The following is a 22116-nucleotide window of genomic DNA, read 5'->3' as shown; positions in this document are numbered from 1 at the left end:
TTTGCTTCACCAAAACACCCGGTTTTGCAAAAAACAAAAGTCGCTTGTTGGGGAAACGGAATTTCATTTTCAAATAAACAGTGCCTTTCTGCGTTTCATTTTTAGCAACATCCCTCCCTGCTATGAAACAAATATTCCTGCTGGCAGCACTTTGCTGCATCAACTCCATTTGGGCCCAAACTTATAAGCCCGCACTGGATGCTGTTTTTAACCAAACCCATACCGCCATGGCCGGAAGGGGCGGTGGCATAACCATGGTGCTGCAAAAAGGGGGTCAAACAATTTACAGCCAATCGCGTGGCGGCTTTACCGAAAACACACCGATGCCGATTGCATCCGCATCGAAATGGTACGCAGGCTTGGTGCTGATGCGGCTGGTGCATGGCGGAAAACTCAACCTGGATGATAAAGTGAGCCAATACATTCCTTCGTTTGGTGGCGATAAAAAGGCCATAACGCTGCGGCATTGTTTTGCCCATACCACCGGGCTGCCCGGCAACGCCGAAACCGTGACCGAACTAATGGGCAACCGCCGGCAAAGCCTGGCCGAAATGGTGGAAGAAATTGCCGCCATGCCGCTGGTAGCCGCACCGGGTACACAGTTCAACTATGGTGGCCTTTCTATGCAGGTGGCGGGCAGGGTTTGCGAAATTGTTACCGGCAAAAGCTGGAACCATCTTTTCGAAACAGAAGTGGTGCGGCCACTGGCCATGACCAATACAAGGTACAGCGGCTCCCGGCTGGGCTCGCTGCCCCGAGTGGCGGGCGGCATCAGCAGCACTGCAGCCGATGCGTTGAAGTTGCTGGAAATGCTGGCCGGCAATGGCACCTTTCGCGGTAAGCAATACCTCACGCCGCAGGAAGTTGACCTGATGCTGGCCGACCAAACAGGCAGCACTACCACCGGCTACAGCCCGTTTACCAAGTATGTTTCTGGTGCTGCATCTTCGGCTGCGGTTGCCCGTTATGCCGTGGGCAACTGGGTCATCAAAGACGGCGATATTGCCATCAATGCCTCGCCGGGTGCATTTGGTTTTACGCCCTGGATCGACCGGCAGCGGGGATACTATGGCGTTATTGCCGTACGCAATTCATTTGAAGCGGTGATGCCGCATTTTTGGAAAATCCTGCACACGATTAATAAACTTCAGTTGTAGTAAAAAGCTTGTTTAATCCCGTTCCCAAAGCCCCAGTTTTTTGATCCGCGTTACCACATCGCCGCGGGTACGCTCCAGCACCCGTTCCATTTCTTCCACCGTGGCGCCGGTGTCTACCAGTTGGGTCAGTACTTCGTCGCTGTCGGCGTTCCATGCCTGGTAGCGGCCGCGTTTTACAGCACGTTCACGGGTTGGGGTGTTGCCTCCTTTTGCTGCACCGCGGTTGTAGGTGGTCTTTTTTTCTGCAGGCTTTTGCTCGTTGCGCCATATAACTGGCAGCAGCGTAATATGCGGCGATGGCGGGAAGTCTTTGGCTACATAATTTTCGGGCAAATGCAGGTGGGTTTTTGCACGGGTAATGGCTACATACAGGAGGTTGACTTCTTCATTCAACCGTGCCCGGTCGAGGCTGCCATCGGTACTTTCATCTACCAGTTGCTGCAGCTTTTTTTCGGTAATAAAATCAGGCGCCAGCTCCACCACATCATACTCCATGCCTTTGCAGCGGTGCACGGTTGAGAAAATGGCATCGGCCTTATGGCGGTCTTCTTCACCCACATGTTTGGCCCGGATGGTTTGCAGCAGGCCATAAATATCGTTCTCGTATTGCAGCACTATTTCCACCATCATGCCCAGTTGTGCATCTTCTGTTTTCTCCACGTAATCTTCCAGTTCGGCCATGCTGTCCATATCTTGAATCAGTTTGTCGCGGATCTGTTCTTTTTTGCCGTTGTGCAGGTTCAGCACATCGTACAACGATGCGCCATCATCGGCATAAGTGTACGAAGAAAGATTGCCTTCAAAATAAAGATGCTTCAAGGGTTTGGGGCCGGTTACTGCTTCAATGGCTTTGAGCAGCAGGCCCAGGTTGGTGCGGGCAATAATGGCTTTTGCAGCAGTGCTTTTGCTTTTTCCTGCACCGTGCATTTCCACGGTTGGTGCATCCTGTTGCAATGTTTTTTTCCAACCCAACACGCCCTTTGCCAGGTCGGCAATATCCTGGCCAAAACGAAAGGAACGCGATAACTCCATGCTTTGAAAAGGAGCGCCGGCCATGGCGTTTACGGCATAGCGCCAGCCGTAGATTTGCTGGTGCGTATCGCCCACTATTACCTTGGTGGCGCGTTGGTTTAAAAAAATATCCAGCATCACCGCAGATGCATCCTGTGCTTCGTCGAACAGGATATAATCAAACGGCAGCACGGGGTTGGACAATCCAAATTTCTTCAGGTAAAAATCGTGGATGATGGGAATGTCGCCGCGATCCATGCGGGCAAGCAACTGGCGTGTTTGTTGCTCGATGTACGGATAAAAACTGTGCACAAATTTGCGGGCTTGCGCATCGTGCACCACATCGAGGTAATTAAGGTCCTGCACCTTGGCAGCGCTGCTGTTGCAGAAATAAGTAATGAACTTATTGATATGATTGGCGGCAATAAATGCCGCATGTTTTTCGCCGCTTACCTGCAGGCCCAGGAGTTCTGCAATTTCGTGGGTGCGGTAGCCCTGCGACCGCACTTCGTAGCCGTGGCGGAACACGATATTTTTATAGGCAAGCGAGTGTGCCGTTTCTACTTTTACCTGCGGCATGCCCATCTCGGCAAAGCGTTTGGCAGCTTCCAGCTTTACTGTTTTATTAAACGCAAGGTACAAGATGCGGGAACCGGAAGGCCTGCTGCGGGCATATTCGAGCATGGTAGTGGTTTTGCCCGAGCCCGCCACTGCATTTATTTTCAGGTTGCCATTGGTGTTGATGATCCTTTCCTGTTCCGCTGTCCGTTTCATGCGGCTGCAAAAATACTGCGTTGCGGTGTGAGCAAGTGGATGTTTCGAAGTATTAAGCTGTAATTGTTTCGGGCATTTTACCCTTCATAAAACTCAATAGGTAAACCATCAGGGTCTTGAATAAAAGTAAACTGTTTGTTCGTGTATTCGTCGATGCGAACGGGCTCTGGCGTGATGCCTTGCGCTTGTAAATAAGTGACGGTTTCCGTAATGTTTTGCACAGCAAAACAAAGATGCCGCAGTCCGCAGGCCTCGGGGTAGGAGGGGCGAGGCGCAGGATTGGGAAAGGAAAATAATTCAATGATGTATTGCCCGTTCAATGCAAGATCAAGTTTGTAAGAATTGCGCTCTGCGCGGTACACTTCGCGGATGATTTCCAAACCAAGGACAGTTGTATAAAATGCTTTCGAACGTTCGTAATCGGAACAAATAATGGCAATGTGGTGCACTGCGGAAATTTCCATGTCGTGATAATTTTGGATTTTTTTATTTCAACTAGTAGAAAGCCTCTTTGTTTGTCATGCTGAGCGCAGCGAAGCATCTGAGCGTTGCAAAGCTTACAATTGCACAAAGTTCAGATCCTTCCTTCGTCAGGATGACAGGCAGAAAGTATTCAACTTAAGTAAAGTACGGAAGCACAAAGAAACGGAGCACAACATTCCAATAAAAAGCCCGGATGCAACAAGCATCCGGGCTTTTTGTTTACCAGCATCAACCATTATTGTTTCAACCGCACCAACGATGCATCATACAATTTTTGCGTGATGCCCTTAAGTTGCTCTGCAGGAATTTTCATGACCTGCCGGTCGTAAGTCATCAGGCCGTTTGTTTCAATTTCCACATCGGTGGTTTGTGTGTAAATAGCACCCGAAAGACCGTTCCTGATCAGGGCCGGGATGCGATCAATAAACGCAGCATAGCGCTGGTACAGTTCGTCTTTATTTTTAAAATTCTGGTAGCCCCAGTTGTTTTTGTCTTGCCAGGTATGGCCCTCAAGTGGCAGGCCCAGGCCGCCGTATTCGCCCAGCACAATGGCTTGTTTAGCGCCATAAATCTTTGGATCGGGCATGGCCGGCTCGGGATAATTGTGCAGGTCCATGATGTGGCCGGTAGTGGTAAAGTTGCCACCGCTGGCGCCATTCACCAGACGCGATGGATCTTGTTTGACCGTCCATTCCACTAACTCCGCGGTCTTAAATTGTCCCCATGCTTCATTGAACGGCACCCAAACAACAATGCTGGGAAAATTGTGCAGGTCCTTCATGATCTCGGCCCACTCGGTGCGGAAAATTTGCTCCGACTCAGGCTTGCGTTCCATATCGCGGCCCAGGCCCACAATGCCCGGTCTCGATTCCCAGCGGGCACCCAGGTCGCCGCTCGGCATATCCTGCCACACCAGCACGCCCATTTCATCGCAGTAACGATACCAACGTGCCGGCTCTGTTTTTACGTGTTTGCGAATGGTGTTGAAACCCATTGCCAGCGTTTGCTCAATGTCGTATTTTAAGGCTTCGTCGGTTGGCGCGGTGTACAACCCGTCGGGCCACCAGCCTTGGTCCAGCGGACCAAAATGAAACACAAACTCGTTGTTGAGCAACATACGCTGAATGCCGGCAGCATCCGGCGCCATCGACACTTTGCGCAGCGCAAAATAAGATTTCGCTTCATCCAGCTTGCGGCCATTGCGCAGCACGGTGTATTTCAGGTCGTAGAGGAACGGATCTTTTGGCGACCATGCACGGCCATTGGGCACCGTGATGGTGATGTCCGATCCCGGGCTGCCTTGTCCTTTCGCCACCTCGGCACCGCCAGCCATCACCGATACCTGCACCACGTCAGATGCCTGTGCACCGGCCACTTGTGCCTGCACCGTTACCTGCTTGCTGTCGAAGTCGGGTGTTTGTTTTGTTTCCGAAATATAAGTTTGCGGCACTGCTTCCAGCCACACTGTTTGCCAGATGCCGGTAACTGGTGTGTACCAAATGCCATGCGGCCTTTTTACCTGTTTGCCGCGTGGCTGCGGGCCATCGTCGGAGGGGTCCCAAACACGCACCACAATTTCCTGCTGGCCGCGTTTCAGGTGCGGGGTAATGTCAAATGAAAAAGGATCGTAGCCACCCTTGTGCGTGCCGGCGGGCTGGCCGTTTACATACACATCGGCCTGCCAGTCTACGGCGCCAAAATGCAGCAGCACTTTTTGCCCGTTAAAATTGCGGGGCAACGTCACGGTGCGGCGGTACCACAACACGCTGTCTTTGCCCACTGTTTTGGCCACGCCTGAAAGCGATGATTCCACAGCGAACGGCACCAGTATTTTGCCATCAAAATTGGCTGGTCGTGTATCGCCGCCCTGCGGCAGCAAACTGTAATCCCAAAGACCGTTTAGGTTCATCCAGGTGTTGCGCACCAGTTGCGGACGTGGATACTCGGGGAGTGGCGCGGCGGGGTTTACTTTAGCAGCCCAAGGCGTGGAAATACGTCCTTCGGCAGGCTTCCATTGCGTTGTTGTTTGCGCATAACTGTTAAGGGTAGCTGCACAGAGCAGCATCAATGTGGCAAGCTGTTTCATACATTCAAAGGTTGGTTTGAAGATAGGGAAATAAGCCTAAACAGAACGGTTGGTAAAAAGCGTTCATGTATGAGGGTGCACTGTTAAAAAAGCGCTTTAAGCGCTTCTTTTGCGCACCGCCCACAACAAAATATAGCGCCGGTTGTATCTTCATCGAAATGAAAAAAATAGCCGTTGCCATTACCGGTGCCAGTGGGTCGATCTATGCAAAATTGTTGTTGCAAAAGCTGGAGCAGTTGCAGGCACAACTGGCCGAAGTGAGTGTTGTGATGAGCTCCAATGCACCCTTTGTGTGGCAAACCGAACTGGGCGATGAAACTTACCAATCTTTTCCATTCACATACTATTCGCAGCAGGATTTTACCGCACCATTTGCATCGGGCTCAGCGCAGTACGATGCATTGATCATTGTGCCTTGCTCCATGGGTACGCTGGGCCGCATAGCGGGTGGCATTTCCAATGACCTTACCACCCGCGGCGCCGATGTGATGCTGAAGGAACGCAGGAAACTTATTCTCGTGGTTAGGGAAACGCCGTACAACCTGGTGCACATCCGCAACATGGAAACGGTAACATTAGCGGGTGGCATTATTTGTCCTGCCACGCCTTCTTTTTACAGCCGGCCGCAAACTTTGGAAGAGGCAGCCCTTACGGTTGTGAACCGCATTGTGGACCTGGCCGGCCTGCGCGATGAAAGCTACCGCTGGGGCGGCGGCAAGTAGTTAAAATAAGACCGGTATTGGGTAAAAATATGCCATGATATAACGGGCATTTGCGGCGCATTTTGCTGCACCCATTTTTCATGTTTCGCATTGTGCCCGCCAATACTGGCCGGATATTTTCAGGACAATGCGAAACGATATTCAACGAAACGACAAGCATGCAACATTTACATAGCGGCAATTACCGCAACGAATTTGTAACCCAGTTTCCCGGCGATGACAGCGGCGACAAGCGGCCACGCCAAACACCCGGCGTACTTTGGAGCAAAGCCGAACCTACACCCGTAGCAGCGCCGCGACTACTGGCTTGGAGCAACGAACTCGCTACCGACTTGAGCATAGCCACGCCAACAGAGCAGGATGTACAATTGCTGGGCGGCAACTTACTGGCGCCAACCATGCGGTCTTATGCAGCCTGCTATGCGGGCCACCAGTTTGGCTCATGGGCAGGCCAGTTGGGCGATGGCCGCGCCATTACTTTGGGCGAATGGCCGATCGATGCCGGGCAAAGCTGGGAACTGCAACTAAAAGGCGCGGGACCCACGCCTTATTCGCGGCGGGCCGATGGCCGTGCCGTGCTGCGTTCGTCGGTGCGGGAATACCTGATGAGTGAGGCCATGCACCATCTGGGCGTGCCCACCACCCGTGCACTGGCGCTGGTAGCCACCGGCGATGAAGTAATGCGCGACATGTTTTACAACGGCAATCCGCAAATGGAGCCCGGCGCCATTGTAATGCGGGCTGCGCCCAGTTTTTTGCGCTTTGGCAATTTCGAAATGCCGGCTTCACGTGAAGAATCGGAAAACCTGCAACAACTGATCGACTGGACCATCAGCCGATATTACCCGCACATCAGTGGCGAGGATGCATATGTGCAATGGTTTGCCGAGGTGGTGGAGCGTACTGCAACGATGATTGTTGAATGGCTACGCGTGGGTTTTGTGCACGGTGTGATGAATACCGATAACATGTCGATCCTTGGCCTGACCATTGACTTTGGGCCTTATTCCATGCTCGACGATTACGATCCAACATTTACACCAAACACTACTGATTTGCCGGGGCGGCGTTATGCTTTTGGTAAACAAGCCGCTATAGCCAAATGGAACCTTGGCGCATTGGGCGGTGCCGTGGCAACCCTGCTGCCCGAGACCGAAGCACTGCTGGCTGCACTCAATAGCTACGATGATGTGTTTTGGAAAAAATATTACGTAATGATGTGCCGCAAACTGGGTCTGGAAACTGTAGTGGCCGAGGATGCGCGATTGATCAACAGCCTGGAGCAGATGCTGGCTGCGGTAAAGCCCGATTACACCTTGTTTTTTCAACAACTGGCACGTATAACCGAAGCGCCGGAAAGCGAAGCCGCTGCAGTGGAAATTTTTGCAGATACTTTTTACGCAGATCCATCGCCAGAAGGTGCCGCGGCCTTGTTGCAGTTTTTACAACAATACGAAAAGCGGCTGCAGCAAAACAGCGGCGATGCGCAGGTGCGGCAAACGATCATGCAGGATGCCAACCCGAAATTTATTTTGCGCAACTACCTGTTGCACGAAGCCATTGAGGCTTTGGAAGCCGGCAACGAAGCGCCGTTCCGCCAACTGGAAAGGGCCATGAAACAGCCATACGATGCCGTACACGATGCAGCGTTGCTGGGCCGCAGGCCGGGCTGGGCTACGCAAAAAGCAGGCTGCTCCATGCTTTCGTGCAGCTCTTAAAAAATTCGAAAGGCAAAAATCGTTTTGCTAAACGTTGTTCCTTTTGCCTTTTGAATTTTGCCTTTTGCTTTATACAATGTCTTCTGTTTCGAGCCAAAACCGCCGCAGCGCTTCCAGTTGTTCAAAATCGGCAATATCGTCCCATTCGCTTTTGGTGTGTTCGCCCTCCACGTACGTAAATTGCCGCGGTGCACCTTCGGTAGGCGTGAGGTTAAATTCAAACCGGCTGCTGCCTGTTTGCCGGATCAGTACATGCGTGCCACTGTCTAGCGTAAATTCCATCGGAAATTTCTGGTCCATAGTATCCTGTTTTGGTTATTAAAATGGGTGCATATTTTTTAGGGTAACACGATGCGGCATCTGTCCCACCGGCTTAGGTAATAAACTCGTGCCAGCATCAGCAATGATGCACTGATCGAAAAGCATTGATACACCTGCGCTATTTTTACCCGCCATATTTTGCCGTAATTCTTTTTGCAAAACACCAACTGCCGCTACCTTAGTAACTCTTTCCAAATTATATGACGCCACTATTTAAGAAATTGAATTTTAAAAACCAACCCCAGGTGTTAATTCTGAATGCACCTGAGAGTTTTGTGCCCGAAATGCAATCAATGGCGGAACACACAAAAGTGACAACTGATGCCGATGCAGTAATGGGTTACGCTTTCATTATGGCCTTTGTTACACAACAAAAAGAGGTGGATAGCCTGGCGCCGCTGCTGGCGCAAAAACTGGAAGGCGATGGCGTGTTATGGTTTTGCTACCCCAAAGGCAGCTCTAAAAAATACACCTGCGATTTTAACCGCGATACCGGCTGGCATGCGCTTGCCGAAGCCAATTTCGAAGGCGTACGCATGGTGGCCATCGATGAAGACTGGAGCGCATTGCGGTTCCGTCGCGTGGCGCATATCAAAACCATGAACCGCAGCTTTGCCCGCAGCGAAGAAGGCAAACAAAAGGTTGCCGGTCGCAGCAAAAGCAAAGGCAGTGAATAGTGGGTAACCGGGAGTTGGGAGTGGGGTATTAGCCGTTTGTAAAACGGCTTTCTTTTTGCCAAAAAATGCGCTTAAATTAAGCACATCGTTCACCTGCTTAATACCTCTTTTATGAAACCCAAACTGCTGTTCATTGCCTTGCTACTGGCAGTGGCGCCGGCTTTTGCACAAACGCCACAACCGGTAAAAAAAAGCTACCCGCAGATCGATATCCCCTTTAAAAAATTTGTGCTGCCCAATGGCCTTACCCTCATTGTGCACGAAGACCATAAAGCGCCGGTAGCCGCATTCAACATTTGGTACCATGTGGGTTCCAAAAATGAAAAGCCGGGCAAAACCGGTTTTGCACACTTGTTTGAACACCTCATGTTCAACGGCTCCGAACACTACAACGACGACTATTTTCAACTGATGGATTCCATCGGTGCCACCGACCTCAATGGCACCACCAATAACGACCGCACCAACTATTTTCAAACCTTCCCGGTAAGTGCACTGGATAAAGTGCTGTGGGTAGAAAGCGACCGCATGGGTTACCTGCTCAAAGCGGTGGATTCGGCTAAGTTGGCCGAGCAGCGCGGCGTGGTGCAAAACGAAAAACGCCAGTGGGAAAACCAGCCCTACAGCGTGTCGGAAGAGTTGACGGTAAAAAGCACCTATCCCGCCAACCACCCTTATTCATGGACAGTGATCGGGTCGATGGAAGACCTCGATGCGGCTTCGCTGAAAGATGTGCACGAATGGTTTAAAGCATATTATGGCCCCAACAATGCAGTAGTTGTTATTGCCGGCGATGTGGATGCAGAAGATGTGCGTAAACGCGTAGAAAAATATTTTGGCGATATTCCTGCATCGCCGCCCATTGCCAAGCACAGCACCTGGATTGCGCCCATGAAGGGCAAACATTTTCAAACCGCGCAGGACCGGGTGCCGCAGGCACGCCTGCAAAAAGTTTGGAACATACCCGGCTGGGGCACGCAGGAAATGGCACACCTCAACCTGCTGGGATCGGTGCTGACCGAGGGGAAAACAAGCCGCTTGTACAAGCGCCTCGTGTACGACGACCAACTGGCATCGAACGTATATTTTTATACCGATGAAAAAGAAATCGGCGGGCAGTTCTTTTTGGTGGCCGATGCAAAGCCTGGTGTGAGCCTTGGTCGTATCGATTCGGTGATGAATGAAGAATTGATTCGCATGTTGGCGCAGGGCCCCACGCCTCAGGAATTGGAGCGGGCTAAAACCCGCTATTTTACCGGCGTAGTAAAAGGGCTGGAGCGTATTGGTGGCTTTGGCGGTAAAAGCGATATTTTGGCGCAAGCCGAAACCTATGCCGGCGATGCAGGACATTACAAAAAGATCATGCAATGGGTGCGGGATGCCGCCGCACCTGACCTCAAAAAAGCCGGTCAGAAATGGATGTCTGATGGCGAGTATGTATTGCACATTACGCCGTATCCTGCATACACCGCTTCGGCAGCTACACTCAACAGAGTCGAACAGCCGCCATTGGGGGGTGCAAAAACGCCTGAGTTTCCGGCCGTAAAACAATTTACGCTAAGCAATGGCCTAAAAGTGGCGCTGGTGGAGCGCAAAAGCGTTCCGGTGGTCAACATGTCGCTGATGATCAATGCCGGTTATGCCGCCGACCAGTTTGGCCAACCGGGCCTTGCATCGCTGGTGGGCAGCATGCTTACCGAAGGCACCAAAACCCGCAGCTCGCTGCAGCTTTCCGACCAGATGGCAGACCTTGGCGCATCGGTTTCCAGCTACTCCGACCTCGACAACACTTATCTCTACCTCAGTGCACTAAAAAGCAACCTTGATCCATCGCTGGCCCTGTTTAGCGATGTGTTGCTTAACCCGGCTTTTCCGCAAAAAGATTTTGAGCGGGTGAAAGAAGAACAACTCCTCGACATCAAACAGGAGCAGGCGCAACCCGTGACCATGGGCCTGCGCATTTTGCCCAAATTATTATATGGCAGCGGCCACGCTTATAGCAATCCGTTCACGGGTTCGGGCACCGAAGCATCGGTGCAGAAAATTACACGGCAGGACCTCCAACAATTTCACAACACTTGGTTTGCACCCAATAATGCAACACTTGTAGTGGTGGGCGATGTAACCGAAGCGGAACTGAAAAAAGGACTGGAGCAAAACCTGGCGCAGTGGAAATCGAAGAACGTGCCGCAAAAAAACATCGGCACCGTGGCCGGCGCCGACAAGCCATCGGTGTACATCATTGACAAGCCAGAGGCACAGCAAAGCATCATATTTGCTGCTGTTGTTTCGCCTTCGGCAAAAGACCCGCAATACGAAGCCATGCAAATGGCCAACAAGATTTTGGGCGGCGAGTTTACCTCGCGGATCAACATGAACCTGCGGGAGAACAAGCATTGGAGTTATGGCGCATTTACCATCAACCTCGATGCAAAAGGCCCATCGTTTTTTACTGCGTATGCACCGGTGCAAACCGACAAAACCAAAGAGTCGATACAGGAACTGCAGCGCGAACTAAAAGAGTATGTGGGCGAACGAAAAGCCAGCGCAGCGGAGTTTGGCAAAATGCAGGGCAGCGCCGTGCTGCAACTGCCCGGGATGTGGGAAACCAACAGCGCCGTGCTGAATACATTGCAAAACGCCATCAACTACGAGCGGGGTATGGATTACCTGAAAAACTACCCAACTATGCTGCGCAACATGCAACTTACAGATGTGCAGCAAGCCGCCAACAAAATTGTACAGCCACAAAAACTAACCTGGGTGATTGTAGGCGATAAGACAAAAATTGAAAAAGGCATCCAGGAACTAAACCTCGGCCCCGTAAAATACATTGACTCAGAAGGAGTGGAGCGGAAGGACTTTTAATGAGTTGAATTATTGTATTGAATAGCCGCCTGTGCAATGCAGGCGGCTTTTTTATTTCTAAGTAGTTGAAAAAATTGAAAGCAAAGTATAACCTCCACCCGCAGCCGCTGTCATGTCGAGTTCTATTTGGTATCCCCATTTTTTATCAGTGTTTACTAAAGCCAAAGAAGATGCCGGCCTGCGTTGGCAGGGCAACCTTGAAGCAGTGAAGATTCCGTCACTATAAAACTTCTCAAGCGCTTTTTTACCGGCACAACTTTATTCTGGGGAAGTCCGAAATACATTTTTCGTCCTGCACCGTTTCCAAATCACCTCATTCCTTCACCTGATGCCTTAAATTGCTGTACAAACTTTTTGCATGAATAACGAGCTTGTCATTTTGCGCCGGCTGCTGCCGGTCGCAGCCATTTTTTTGCTCCATTCACCTACCGCATCTGCACAAATGGTCAGCGACAGCATTTGCCTCAATCAAATTGGTTTCTACCCAAACGCACCTAAGGCTGCAATGGTAAAAGGCAAGCAGGCCGAAACTGCATTTTATATCACCAGCACCAACCTGCGCGACACATTTTTTCGAGGTAAACTCGAGGTGGAAAAAGCATCGGCCTATTCATCTACCATTACCCGCAAAGCCGATTTTTCGGCACTCAATAAGCCGGGCAGCTATGTGCTTGTGGTGCCGGGCCTCGGCCACAGTTATGTGTTTCGCATTGCTCCGGCGGTGCATGCCGAAGTAGCTGCCGCATCGCTTAAAGGATTTTATTTTCAACGCATGTCCATGCCGCTGCTGCCGCAGTTTGCAGGCAAATGGCACCGCGGCGCCGGCCACCCCGATACAGAAGTACTGGTGCATCCATCGGCTGCATCGGCAGCACGGCCCGCCGGAACGCGGTTATCCATGCCGGGTGGTTGGTATGATGCCGGCGATTACAATAAATACGTGGTCAACAGCGGCATTACTACAGCTACTTTGCTCTCTGCAGCGGCCGACTACCAGCAATATTTTGCGCAGCAAAAATTAGCTATCCCCGAAAGCGGTAATGCGCTGCCCGACATCATCGATGAAGCGCTGTACAACCTGCGCTGGATGCTGCAGATGCAAGACCCCAACGATGGTGGTGTATACCACAAATGCACCAACGCAGCCTTTGATGCCATGGTAATGCCCGGCGTTACTACAGCACCGCGATACGTGGTGCAAAAAAGTACCGCTGCTGCTTTGAACCTGGCTGCAGTGGCGGCACAGGCAGCAAGGGTGTTGCAGCCTTATGCTAAACAGTTGCCGGGTCTGCGCGATACTTGTTTAGCGGTAGCAAAAAAAGCATGGGCATGGTCGGTGCAAAATCCGAACGTGTTGTACAACCAGGACAGCATGAATAAGCTGCACAAACCCGAAGTGACAACCGGCGCTTATGGCGACCGCAACCTGGCCGATGAATGGTTTTGGGCCGCCACCGAATTGCTGGCAACAACCGGCGATGCAACGTCCCTCAACGAAGTACGCCAGCGCATGCCCAGCGCTATGACTTTACCTTCCTGGAACAGCGTGGCGGCATTAGGGTGGTACACGTTGGCGAAAGCAACTAAATTGCCTGCAGCAGCAACCGACCTTTCCGCTATGGCAAAGCAACAAATCATCCAGTATGCCGACGGCTTGTTCCCTGCAATAGAGCGCAGCGCATTTGGCACCATCATGGGCCAGTCGGTTCGCGATTTTATCTGGGGCAGCAGTGCGGTTGCAGCCAACCAGGGCATTGCGCTGTTGCATGCGTATCGTTTTACCGGCAATACAAAATACCGCGATGCGGCACTCACCAACCTGGATTATTTGCTGGGGCGAAACGCTACCGGTTATTCGTTTGTGACGGGCCACGGCAGCAAAACGCCCATGCACCCGCACCACCGCCCTTCGGTAGCTGATGGTATTGTGGAACCCGTGCCTGGCTTGCTTTCGGGCGGCCCCAATCCCGGCCGGCAGGATAAATGCACCACCTATAAATTTACAGAACCCGAAACCGCATTTACTGATGATGACTGCTCGTATGCATCCAATGAAATTGCCATTAACTGGAATGCGCCATTGGTGTACCTGTCGAGTGGGCTGGAGGCTGTAATGAAATAATACTGTTTTAATAATAAGAATTTCAACCATGCGGACTCTGTCATGCCGACGCATGTCGGCATCTCCTTCTTTTAAAAATGAATTCAAACGGAAGGGGATGCTGAAACAAGTTCAGCATGACAGCTTATGACAAACACAGAATCCCGCACTTTACTACGTTCCTTATCACGACAGTATTTAATGACACATGTTTATGTGCACAAAAAAACACCGGGCAATAACCCGGTGTTTTTTGATTAAGATACCTGGCCTGTTGGCACAGTTGCCGTTGATTCGTTTTGCAAAAACGGTGCACAGCCTTCGGGCTTGTTACCCAGTTCGGAGATCAGTTCGGCTACCAGTGCGGTCCAGCCGGTTTGGTGCGCAGCACCCAATCCGCGGCCGCTGTCGCCGTTGAAATATTCGTAAAAAAGCATCAGGTGTTCGTTGCCGGGCTGCTGGTAAAACCAGTTGTATTCGGCATTGTAGCGGCGGGCCCCCTTGCTGTCCCTTTGAAACAGCGAAATTACCCTCGCCGTTAGTTCATCGGCAATCTGGCAAAGGTTTAGCTTGCGGCCCGAGCGGGTTGGAAATTCAAGCAACAGTGTATCGCCATAAAACTCGCCGTAACTGCGGATCGATTGAATGATCAGGTAGTTGATGGGCATCCACACTGGGCCGCGCCAGTTGGAGTTGCCGCCAAAAATATCCGAAGTACTGTCGCCCGGATCGTAGCGGATGGTGTAATAGTTGCCATCGAGTGTTACTGAATATGGATGTTCTTCATGGTATTTCGAGAGTGCACGAATGCCGCCCGGCGAAAGAAACTCGGCTTCATCTACCAGGCGCTGCAGCAGGTGTACCAGCTTGTCTTTGGGTACCAATGAAAGGAGCGTGGTGCCATCGTCTTTTTGTTCGTTGGGCCAAAACTTGCCGTTGCGCTTGCGGTATTTTTCAAACCACTTGTAGCGTTTATTAAAATCGCGCAGCTTTTCCAGCTTGCGGTGGTCGAGTTTAGATACAGCAAAAAGCGGCGTTAAACCAACAATCGATTTAATGCGCAGGGGCAGCGGATCGTTGCCGGTACGCACCAGCACATCGTAGTAAAATTTATCTTCTTCGTTCCACAGGTGGTGTTCATTCAGCGCTTCGGCAATGAGCACAAAGTGCTCAAAAAACTTGGTGGCGGTATCTTCAAATGATGGATCGTGCACGGCAATTTCCAGTGCCATATCCATCATGTCCAGCGCATAAGTGCCCATCCAACTGGTGCCGTCGGCCTGCTCCAGTTGCACTTCATTGATGAAATGATAACTACGGTTGAACACGCCAATATTATCAAGGCCTAAAAAGCCGCCTTCAAATATGTTGTTGCCGTTTTTATCTTTTCGGTTAGTCCACCACGTGAAATTGATCAGCAGTTTTTGAAATGCTTTTTTCAAAAACTGGATATCGCCGGTACCGCCTTTTTGTTTTTTCTCAATTTCATACACCTGCATCGCAGCCCATGCATGCACCGGCGGGTTTACATCGCCAAAATTCCATTCGTATGCCGGCAGTTGCCCATCGGGTTTCATATACCATTCCCGCATCAGCAGTAGCAACTGGTGCTTCGCAAATGTAGGGTCGGCGGCGGCCATGCTGATGCACTGGAACGCCAGGTCCCACGCGGCATACCAGGGATATTCCCATTTGTCCGGCATCAGAATCACGTCCTGGTTTTTCAGGTGGCTCCACTCGTGGTTGCGGCCGTTTTGCTTGCCTGGGTTCACTGCCGAAATGCCATCGGATGTGCTCAGCCAGCGCTCCACATCGTAATGATAATATTGCTTGCTCCACAGCAATCCGGCAATGGCCTGGCGTTGTATGTCGGCCATATCGCGGCTCATGCCTTTGGGCATGATGGCCGCATAATATTCGTCGGCTTCCCCTTTGCGCATGGTAAACAGGTATTCGAAACCCGGCGCAAAAGGCTGGCTATGTTCTTCGCTGGAAAGACGGCAGTAAATGGTTTTTGTTTCGCCACCGCCCACTTTCAATTTATACACCGGCGAAAACTTGGTGCCCGAGCCTTTGCGGCGCAGCTCGGTTACATTGGCACCGTTGATGATGGCCTGGTGAAAAGCGTCTTTTACAAAAATGTCATCGTTGGGCAGGCCCTGCACAATTTCCTTGTTGGTTACGTTGTTGGTAAACAGTGCATCGGTGGGCGGCTGAAAATAAAAATGATACGTGCCCAGGCGGCCGTGCTCCGCCACTACCGAGGTGCGGTCTACCGCCGAAATCAGGGGTTGTGTTTCCAGCCGCTGGTTGGAGTAACGATTATAAAACCATAGGGTAGGCAATACCGTTATATCAGCCGATTTGGTGTAGCGGTTGGTGACATCAATTTTTATAAAAATATCGGTGCTGTTACGCTTTGCATAAGTTACCAACACATCAAAATACTGGTTGTTGTTAAACACGCCGGTATCCAGTATTTCGTACTCAACATCCTGGCGGGTACGCTTGCGGTTTTCGCTGCGCAATAAGTCGTACGGAAATGCCTGTTGCGGGTACTTATACAAGTACTCCATGTAATAATGCGTAGGCAGGTTGTCGAGGTAATAGTATAATTCTTTTACATCCTCGCCGTGGTTGCCTTCGCCGTTTTTCAATCCAAACAGGCGTTCTTTTAAAATGGGATCTTTGCCGTTCCAAAGGGCCACCGCAAAGCAAATATTTTGCTGCACATCGGATATGCCGGCCAGGCCGTCCTCGCCCCATTTGTAGGCGCGGCAATGTGCATGATCAAAAGGAAAATAATTCCAGGCGTCGCCGTAAGGGCCATAGTCTTCGCGAACCGTGCCCCATTGGCGTTCGCTTAAATATGGGCCCCATTGTTCCAGTGGAACAAGTTTCGTTGCATTTGCCGCAAGGCGCTGGTGTTCTGCCGTCATCAATGTTGTATTTAGGATAAGCGTTTGTTCACTTATCGGGGTACCGGATTCAGTTGGTTTCGTACGGCAAGCGCAAGGGTGTAAAAATAAGAAAACCGCTTAGATGCGCCTTTGGTTTAACAAAAAGCGCGACAACGCTCCATAGTTGTATCACCCGTGCCGTTTCAATTTGCTCCATGCAGCACATTTTTTTTTAATACCGCTGCAACGGTTTTTAACCGGCACCGGTCAGGTAACAAAAAATAACCATGCAAACCACCAAAGCACTGCTCACCTTTTTTGTAATCTTCGCCGCATTTGCCTGTAATAAAAACCGCTCGGTTTTGCTGGAAAATAAGCAGCTAAGTGCTGACCTGGTTACTTACGCTTATGCACAAACGCAGTGCGCCGATCCCTGGCCCGCCAGCACAGACGACAATGTTACGGCGCAAAATGTTCGGCGCTACCTCGATTCTGCCGGTGTGCCGGTATCGTCGGTCAACATAAAGAAAACAGCTTTGGAAGCGTCCTGTTTGGCCTGCACCTGCCCCAGCGGAAAAATTATTTACGTAACCACGCCCAACACGCAAGTAGTAAAAGCCCGCATCCGCGAACTGAAGTTTAATTAAAAATGCCCCGCACAAGGCAGGGCATTTTGCAAAAAAATATAGCGCCAAAATTTATGGGAAAATACCCAGCTCGGCGTAAGAAGTAGCAACCTTGTTGATGGCCACCACAAACGCTGCCGTACGCATGTCGGGCAGTTGCGGGTTGGCTTTCCAGGTGTCCATAATTTCGCGGGTAGCGGTGATCATGGTTTCTTCCAGGCCGCTGTACACCAGGTCCACTTCATCAGGGCCGTGCATGATAAACTCCCGTTCTTTTTCCACCACTTTTTTACCCGACAATTCTTCAATTTGTGCCAGGATGTGGGTGTTCAGGTTTTCGGTAAAACGCTTTTCCATGCGGCCATAGCGTACGTGGCTCAGGTTTTTCAGCCATTCAAAATACGATACGGTTACGCCGCCGGCGTTGAGGTACATATCGGGTACCACCAGCGTGCCTTTTTGCGTTAAAATTTCATCAGCCTCAGGCGTCAGTGGTCCGTTGGCAGCTTCGCCAATGATCTTTGCTTTCACGCGGCCGGCATTTTCGCCATTGATTACGTTTTCCAGCGCTGCGGGCACCAGGATGTCGCAATCGTACTCCAGCGCATCGGTGTTTTTGGCAAAATTCTGCGCACCGGGAAAGTTCAGGATCGAACCGGTGGTTTTGCGGTGCTGAAATACAGCTTCGTAATCCAGTCCTGCATCGTTCCAGATGGCGCCTTCGTACTCGGCAAGGGCAACAATTTTAGCACCTGCCTCGTAAAAATATTTTGCCGTGTGGTAGCCCACATTGCCCAGGCCCTGAATGATCACCCGCTTGCCTTCCACGCCGGTAGACAGTCCGAGCTTCTGCATTACGTCAGGCATGTTGCACACCTCACGCAGACCGTAAAACACGCCAAGGCCGGTGGCTTCGCGGCGGCCACGAACGCCGCCCTGTGTTACTGGCTTGCCGGTAACGCAACCTGCAGCATCCAGCTCGCCGGGGCGCAGCGTTTGGTAGGTGTCCACAATCCAGGCCATTTCACGTTCGCCGGTGCCGTAGTCAGGCGCAGGTACGTCGGTGCCGGGTCCGATAAAGTTTTTCTTCACCAGCTCCGAAGTGTAGCGGCGGGTAACTTTTTCCAGCTCGTATACCGAATATTTTTTGGGGTTGATTTTAATACCACCTTTACCGCCACCAAACGGAACGTTTACAATAGCGCATTTGTAAGTCATCAGCGCGGCCAATGCCATTACTTCGTCCTGGTTTACCTCGGCCGCAAAGCGGATACCGCCTTTACAGGGCGATTTGTGCTGCGAGTGCTGCACCCGGTAAGCCTCAATTACTTCAATATGCCCGTCGTCCATTTTTACCGGAAACTTCATCCGGTACACTGCGTTACAAGCTTTGATCTGCTCCAGGATACCCGGATCCCATTTGGTAAATTTTGCAGCCTTGTCAAAACTTTGGTTGACGCTTTCGTAAAAACTGTAATCTGTATGTGCCATGTGCAATCGTTTTCGATCTATGGGTTAATGGAATCTTTTTCTATCCGCGACAATTTGCGGTCGAGCCGCACCAGGTACAAAATGATGCCGGTAAAAATGGTGAGGATCACGGCCACCACCACGTATATTTTGCCATTGCTTCTAAGTGTGTCGGCCATTTCTACGGTGGCAGAAGGGCGCTGCGCAATGGCTTGCAGCATGCAGAAAACGGCGAACAATAAAGCGTAGCATTTATGCTTCATGAAGCAGGTTTTTTTCTTTAATGAAGTTCATCCGAACTTTTAATGTAGCGATCCAAACGCCCAGCAGGCTCCAGCCTACAATGGCGGGGTAAAACACAAAACGCATTTGCGGCGCCAGGTCCTTAAAGTTGAGGGCCGGGTTGCCACCTTCGCCATCGGGGGCACCGGGGTGCAGCGAGGGCAGCAGCCGCGGAATGATCCAGATGGAAGGAAACAGGAACGCAAATGCAAATACATTATATACTGCTGCAATGCGGGCTTTTTTATCCATGTCCTGGATCGAATCGCGCAGCACTAGGTAAGCACCATAAATAAGCAGGGCAATGGCCGCACCAATCAGCTTTGGATCGCGGGCAATGGCGGAAAAAGACTCCGATGCCGGCAGGTTGGGATCGGCCCAGGTAAACGTGGCCCAAATGGCACCGGTGGCATAACCCAACACGCCAAACACAATGCCCATCACAGCATATTGCCGCGAAAGAATATCGGAGCGCAGGTTGTTGTTGCGCAGGTATTTTACCGCATGCACCACCGAGCAGGTAAACAGCACCATCATGGCAAACCACATACATACGTGGAAGTAAAGGTTGCGAATCGTTTCCTGCAGCTGGGGCAGCCGCGGCACATTATTCCACAGCAGTCCGGCCAGTATGGCATACACCAGCAAGGCAATGCACAATATTTTCCACCACCATTTTTTCATATACAAAATTTTGCGACAGCTGCCGCAAAGGTGGCGCAAAAATACGGGAAGAAGTTTAGGATTTATTGTTTGCGCAGGGGTGTGGCGGCGCAATGCAGGCTAAGAAAAATAAGCCTCCGCCAATTGTCGTTTTTGTTGGTTGCTGTTTAAAATAAAGAGGCCGAATTAGATACTATCCAATTGGGTGCGGGTAATTTTAGATGCAGGGTGTTGTAGTTGTTTCGGTAAAATCCAAGCCGGGATGGTGCACCGTTAGTCTTTCCAAAGAAATGGAAAGAGGATGGCCGACAACACAATCACAAACACATCGATGAGGGCCAGCAGCAGCACCGTGTTGGCCACCGGTATCTGTACGTTGGTAAAAAAAGAATTGGATACCTGCATCAGCATCAGGAGTTGCGGGATGATGAGCGGGAAACCAAGGATGGCCATGATGGCGGCGTTTTGCTGCGCTTTGGCCGCAATGGCCGCCAGGAAAGAAAAAACGAGGCTAAGGCTCCAGCCGCCCAGCAGCACAATGCCGATAAAGGGTAAGGTGCGCAGTACCGGGTTGCCAAAAAACAGCACGAACAGGAACAGGCTCAGGGCACTCATCAACAGCATCAGCAATGTGTTGAACAGGAGCTTGGCCAGCACAAAGTTTTGCGCACTTACCAGCGACTGGAAATACAGCATGCGGCCGCGGCTTTCCTGCAAAAAACTTTTGGCAACGGCATTGATGCAAATAAATAATTGAATGACCCAAAACAGGCCGTTCCATACGCGGTGCTCCGGTTCGGTAATGGCCATGTACAGCACAAAAATGGTGGCGCCCACATACAGCAGGATGCCATAAAATGTATACGACTGCCGCATTTCCAGCAGCAGGTCTTTTTGAAACAACGCCCAGATTTGTTTGAGTGAATTCAAAATTGAAGCAGGTTTAAGCCGGGAATATTGTTGAAATGTTTATCGTTCGAAACAAGCGTGGCACCTGAAGCTGCGGCTTGTGCTGCAATGATGGCGTCGGGAAGTTTTAAACGATGTTGTTTTCTAAACAGGGCAATGTTCGCCAACTCGTTCGGGTCGCTGCTCAGCCCTGTTACAGCAATGCGTTGTAAAAAAATATGGAAATAATGTTCGTTTATAGGTGTGAGGCTGGAAAACGAAAGAAACTCGATCACGCAAACAGATGATGTTTCAAGCCAGGATGCTTTTGCCGTAATATCACTAAGCAATGAGTTTCCATTCAGCAATGCAATGATTGCATTCGTGTCCAGGAACAGTTTAATCCCATTCATCGCGAAGTTTTCTTTGTTCCGCTACCGCATCACCTTCCCACTTGAATTTGCCAATGATATCCGAAAAGTCATACTTCTTAGCAGGCCCGTCAACAGGATCAATTTGCTGCGCTTGGCTTTCATCGGCCGACAAAAGAATTACTTCCAACTTTTGGTTCCGCATTTCATCCGGCACATCAATGGAGATGGTGTTCGGTGCGTTTTCAATAATTTTCCGTACTGCTTTCATGCAATAAAATTAGTCAATAACTGCCGCTGTCGCCTTTCAATGTTTAAATGAGTAGCTGAAGCTGGTGAAGTAAATGAGCGATAAAAAACCAATTCTGCTTATCCCACCCATTCAATTATCCGCGGTTACAGCTTACCATCCAGCACGTAACACCGGCGGCACCTCGGTTCATATACGTCTTTTTCGCCCAGCATCACCTGGTCTTCATTCGGGATTTTGCGGTAAGAGTAATTGGCAATATTGCCGCACTGCACACAAATGGCGTGCAGCTTGGTAATAAAATCGGCCTTGGCCAACAGGTTGGGCATTTGTCCAAACGGGTTGCCCTGGAAATCCATATCGAGCCCGGCTACAATTACCCGCACACCGCGAAACGCCAGTTCATCGCAAACATTAGCAATTTCCCCGTCAAAGAATTGTGCTTCGTCAATGCCCACCACGTCTACATCCTGCGCCAGCAGCAGCAGTTTTTGCGAGTTGTCAATGGGAGTGGAGTGGATGGCATTGGTGTCGTGCGACACAATTTTAACCACATCGTACCGGGTATCAGTGGCTGGTTTAAAAATCTCCACTTTCAAGTTGGCAATGCGTGCCCGTTTCAGCCTGCGGATGAGTTCTTCGGTCTTTCCCGAAAACATCGAGCCGCAAATAACTTCAATCCAGCCCCTGCGTTCGCCCGACAGGTTGGGTTCGATGAACATGAGAAAAAATGTACGGGTTTTGGTAA

The 22116-nt window shown here is 50.8% G+C and carries 20 protein-coding genes; 7 read left to right on the top strand and 13 right to left on the bottom strand.

Annotation, left to right across the window (positions count from 1 at the left end; all coding sequences use genetic code 11):
• Positions 1 to 122 precede the first annotated feature (122 nt).
• Positions 123 to 1157, top strand: coding sequence for a serine hydrolase domain-containing protein (locus tag EPD17_RS17120; protein WP_132055764.1), 1035 nt, complete (start codon positions 123 to 125; stop codon positions 1155 to 1157).
• 12 nt (positions 1158 to 1169) lie between these two features.
• On the opposite strand, the gene EPD17_RS17115 is transcribed toward EPD17_RS17120, so the two are convergent.
• From EPD17_RS17115 to EPD17_RS17105, 3 genes are all read right to left on the bottom strand, one after another.
• Entirely contained in the window at positions 1170 to 2942 is a 1773-nt protein-coding gene (locus EPD17_RS17115; protein WP_132055763.1) for a UvrD-helicase domain-containing protein, read from the bottom strand.
• 77 nt (positions 2943 to 3019) lie between these two features.
• Entirely contained in the window at positions 3020 to 3406 is a 387-nt protein-coding gene (gene gloA2, locus EPD17_RS17110) for an SMU1112c/YaeR family gloxylase I-like metalloprotein (protein WP_132055762.1), read from the bottom strand.
• 254 nt (positions 3407 to 3660) lie between these two features.
• On the bottom strand, positions 3661 to 5511 hold the full coding sequence (locus EPD17_RS17105; protein ID WP_132055761.1) for a glycoside hydrolase family 2 protein: 1851 nt from the start codon (positions 5509 to 5511) through the stop codon (positions 3661 to 3663).
• 158 nt (positions 5512 to 5669) lie between these two features.
• On the opposite strand from EPD17_RS17105, the gene EPD17_RS17100 reads away from it, so the two are divergent.
• Both EPD17_RS17100 and EPD17_RS17095 read left to right on the top strand, forming a co-directional pair.
• Positions 5670 to 6233: a UbiX family flavin prenyltransferase gene (locus EPD17_RS17100; RefSeq protein ID WP_204743211.1), complete on the top strand. Its 564-nt coding sequence runs from the start codon at positions 5670 to 5672 to the stop codon at positions 6231 to 6233.
• A 158-nt stretch (positions 6234 to 6391) separates the two neighbouring features.
• Positions 6392 to 7951, top strand: a complete 1560-nt coding sequence (locus EPD17_RS17095; RefSeq protein WP_132055760.1) for a protein adenylyltransferase SelO — start codon at positions 6392 to 6394, stop codon at positions 7949 to 7951.
• Positions 7952 to 8020: 69 nt separating this feature from the next.
• Here EPD17_RS17095 and EPD17_RS17090 read toward each other — a convergent pair whose 3' ends face one another.
• Together EPD17_RS17090 and EPD17_RS17085 are read right to left on the bottom strand one after the other, a co-directional pair.
• Positions 8021 to 8251, bottom strand: a complete 231-nt coding sequence (locus EPD17_RS17090; RefSeq protein ID WP_114234952.1) for a hypothetical protein — start codon at positions 8249 to 8251, stop codon at positions 8021 to 8023.
• Positions 8252 to 8269: 18 nt separating this feature from the next.
• Positions 8270 to 8467, bottom strand: a complete 198-nt coding sequence (locus EPD17_RS17085) for a hypothetical protein (RefSeq protein WP_132055759.1) — start codon at positions 8465 to 8467, stop codon at positions 8270 to 8272.
• Positions 8468 to 8565: 98 nt separating this feature from the next.
• On the opposite strand from EPD17_RS17085, the gene EPD17_RS17080 reads away from it, so the two are divergent.
• The 3 genes from EPD17_RS17080 to EPD17_RS17070 all read left to right on the top strand — a co-directional run bounded on the left by EPD17_RS17080 (position 8566) and on the right by EPD17_RS17070 (position 13939).
• Positions 8566 to 8949: a hypothetical protein gene (locus EPD17_RS17080; protein WP_204743210.1), complete on the top strand. Its 384-nt coding sequence runs from the start codon at positions 8566 to 8568 to the stop codon at positions 8947 to 8949.
• A 111-nt stretch (positions 8950 to 9060) separates the two neighbouring features.
• Positions 9061 to 11817: a M16 family metallopeptidase gene (locus tag EPD17_RS17075; RefSeq protein ID WP_132055757.1), complete on the top strand. Its 2757-nt coding sequence runs from the start codon at positions 9061 to 9063 to the stop codon at positions 11815 to 11817.
• Between the two features lie 358 nt (positions 11818 to 12175).
• Entirely contained in the window at positions 12176 to 13939 is a 1764-nt protein-coding gene (locus tag EPD17_RS17070) for a glycoside hydrolase family 9 protein (RefSeq protein WP_132055756.1), read from the top strand.
• A 236-nt stretch (positions 13940 to 14175) separates the two neighbouring features.
• Here the strand turns inward: EPD17_RS17070 and EPD17_RS17065 are convergent, their stop codons facing one another.
• On the bottom strand, positions 14176 to 16857 hold the full coding sequence (locus tag EPD17_RS17065; RefSeq protein ID WP_240040655.1) for an MGH1-like glycoside hydrolase domain-containing protein: 2682 nt from the start codon (positions 16855 to 16857) through the stop codon (positions 14176 to 14178).
• 248 nt (positions 16858 to 17105) lie between these two features.
• Here EPD17_RS17065 and EPD17_RS17060 point away from each other — a divergent pair, with 248 nt between their 5' ends.
• Entirely contained in the window at positions 17106 to 17465 is a 360-nt protein-coding gene (locus EPD17_RS17060; protein ID WP_132055755.1) for a hypothetical protein, read from the top strand.
• 51 nt (positions 17466 to 17516) lie between these two features.
• Here EPD17_RS17060 and EPD17_RS17055 read toward each other — a convergent pair whose 3' ends face one another.
• The 7 genes from EPD17_RS17055 to EPD17_RS17025 form a co-directional block, all read right to left on the bottom strand.
• Positions 17517 to 18935 carry a Glu/Leu/Phe/Val family dehydrogenase gene (locus tag EPD17_RS17055; RefSeq protein WP_114234958.1) on the bottom strand — a complete coding sequence of 473 codons (1419 nt, stop codon included), beginning with the start codon at positions 18933 to 18935 and terminating at the stop codon, positions 17517 to 17519.
• A 17-nt stretch (positions 18936 to 18952) separates the two neighbouring features.
• The gene (locus tag EPD17_RS17050; protein WP_114234959.1) at positions 18953 to 19177 is read right to left on the bottom strand and encodes a CcmD family protein; all 225 of its coding nucleotides are present in this window, start codon (positions 19175 to 19177) and stop codon (positions 18953 to 18955) included.
• Entirely contained in the window at positions 19167 to 19880 is a 714-nt protein-coding gene (gene ccsA / locus EPD17_RS17045) for a cytochrome c biogenesis protein CcsA (RefSeq protein WP_132055754.1), read from the bottom strand. The genes EPD17_RS17050 and ccsA overlap by 11 nt, the downstream gene beginning before the upstream one ends.
• Positions 19881 to 20132: 252 nt before the next feature.
• Positions 20133 to 20789 (bottom strand): heme exporter protein CcmB, encoded by a 657-nt coding sequence (locus tag EPD17_RS17040; protein ID WP_114234961.1) that lies wholly within the window; start codon positions 20787 to 20789, stop codon positions 20133 to 20135.
• Positions 20786 to 21160, bottom strand: a complete 375-nt coding sequence (locus EPD17_RS17035) for a PIN domain-containing protein (protein ID WP_132055753.1) — start codon at positions 21158 to 21160, stop codon at positions 20786 to 20788. The genes EPD17_RS17040 and EPD17_RS17035 overlap by 4 nt, the downstream gene beginning before the upstream one ends.
• Positions 21147 to 21389 (bottom strand): hypothetical protein, encoded by a 243-nt coding sequence (locus EPD17_RS17030; protein WP_132055752.1) that lies wholly within the window; start codon positions 21387 to 21389, stop codon positions 21147 to 21149. Before EPD17_RS17030 ends, EPD17_RS17035 begins: the two co-directional genes overlap by 14 nt.
• 125 nt (positions 21390 to 21514) lie before the next feature.
• Positions 21515 to 22090 carry a thymidine kinase gene (locus tag EPD17_RS17025; RefSeq protein ID WP_132055751.1) on the bottom strand — a complete coding sequence of 192 codons (576 nt, stop codon included), beginning with the start codon at positions 22088 to 22090 and terminating at the stop codon, positions 21515 to 21517.
• Between the last annotated feature and the right edge of the window lie 26 nt (positions 22091 to 22116).

The organism is Pseudocnuella soli, assembly GCF_004347775.1.
In the GTDB taxonomy this organism is placed as follows: domain Bacteria; phylum Bacteroidota; class Bacteroidia; order Chitinophagales; family Chitinophagaceae; genus Flavisolibacter; species Flavisolibacter aquaticus.
Note: the sequence above shows the minus strand (reverse complement) of the source record. Positions and strands in the feature narration are given on the sequence as shown.